Annotated in this window: 1 protein-coding gene; it reads right to left on the bottom strand. The window is 46.0% G+C overall.

The window, feature by feature from the left end; genetic code table 11:
• Positions 1-573 precede the first annotated feature (573 nt).
• Positions 574-1,109 (bottom strand): ribonuclease HI family protein (locus tag DD606_RS25395; RefSeq protein ID WP_219824245.1); only part of this gene is annotated, 536 nt, incomplete at its 5' end.

The following is a 1,109-nucleotide window of genomic DNA, read 5'->3' as shown; positions in this document are numbered from 1 at the left end:
ACCTCTACCGTTGTGATTCTAGTGGTGGCTGTAGCCTCTGCCCATCTAGTCATGTAGTCGACCCCCATGATAATGTAGAATTTTGTTGAGTTGGCCCTAGGTAATGGCCCAATGGCATCGATACCCCATTTTTCAAATGGGCCATATGAGAGAATAGGTGTCTGTGGTTCAGGCATAAGTGACCTAGTGCCGGCCTTTTGACACAACTTACACGTTTTGCACCAGTGGTGTACATCACGGTTGAAGCTAGGCCATATGAAGCCTGCCTACAAGATTTTCCTACTTGTTATGTCTAGGGCAAAGTGACCACCACAAACATCGTCGTGACAGCTAGCAATTACTCCCGTGATTTCTTGAGAGAGGGACCTTCCTGAGTATTTGGTCCTTACCCTTACAGTACAAACCGTCATTGATGAGTCGATACCTTGTGGCCTTCCGCGTTAGCCATTGCTTCTGTCCCTTTGTTAAATCTGATGGGCATTCCCCTGTTTCCAAAAAATGCATGATGTCAGGCAAGGCATCACTGCCTTGAAATAGAGGGAGCTTTAGTTTTATTGCTCCAACCACCACTTCCTATAGTCTTTCACTTGCTAGGGCATCTGCTTCTTGGTTTTGAGCCCTTGGGATATGGTGTATTTGAACTTCTTCAAACTTACCCAACAAGGTTTTTACACCACTTAAGTGAGTCCTTAAACTAGGATTCTTGCATGTCCATGCTCCATTTACTTGCCTTACCAGAAGTAGAGCATCCCCAAATACATTAAGGCGTTGTACACCTTGCGAGACGCACCATTGTAGACCCTTGGTTAGTGCTGCATACTCAGCTTCATTGTTAGAATGTGAATCTAACAATTGGCCCAACGAAAATACCTTTGTCCCTTTGTCATCAAAGACCACTATGCCTGCAGCTGCTTTGTCGGACGCTCGCTTGTAGGCTCCATCAAAGTAGAGAGAGTATGCTCCTTCTACCATCGGTGGTAGTGGAGGTAATCGGACTTCTCCTTCCTTAGATTGCTTCTCCTCCCTTTCAAAGACTTGGTAGGTCATGAGTCCCCCCAAACTTGCCCTTGTCGTGCTTTCTACCTGTACCGTGTAGTCAAACTCTTGCA

Origin of the sequence: Enterobacter cloacae complex sp. GF14B (assembly GCF_004136805.1) — a bacterium.
Classification (GTDB): domain Bacteria; phylum Pseudomonadota; class Gammaproteobacteria; order Enterobacterales; family Enterobacteriaceae; genus Enterobacter; species Enterobacter hormaechei_C.
This window is presented reverse-complemented; position numbering and strand designations above follow the sequence as displayed.